This window comes from Streptomyces sp. GbtcB7, assembly GCF_019091445.1.
Taxonomy (GTDB): Bacteria; Actinomycetota; Actinomycetes; order Streptomycetales; family Streptomycetaceae; genus Streptomyces; species Streptomyces mirabilis.
Genome location: NZ_JAGXJM010000582.1, coordinates 1 through 239, shown reverse-complemented (window position 1 = coordinate 239; position 239 = coordinate 1). Strand labels below are relative to the sequence as shown.

1 protein-coding gene is annotated in these 239 nt (G+C 80.3%); it reads right to left on the bottom strand.

Annotation, left to right across the window (positions count from 1 at the left end; translation table 11 throughout):
- Positions 1 to 239, bottom strand: a 239-nt coding sequence (locus KVT44_RS56905) for a hypothetical protein (RefSeq protein ID WP_217577161.1), incomplete at both ends; no start/stop codon positions are given.

Here is a 239-nt window from a genome sequence, read left to right as displayed (position 1 = left end):
CTTGGCCATCTCGCCCTCCACCAGCAGGGCCCGCCAGGCGAGCTGGTAGCGCACGAGCGCGGGCAGCCGGGGATCCTCGCCCGCGGCGGCGAGGGCCTGCGGGAAGACCGCGGCGACCTCGGCCATGGCCTGCCCCGCCGCGTCGATGTCGACCCTCCAGGCGCGGCCGCGGACCGCAGGCGCCGAGACCCGGCGGAGCGCGTCGCGGGCGAGGTCCCGCGCGGGGTCCGGCTCCCCGG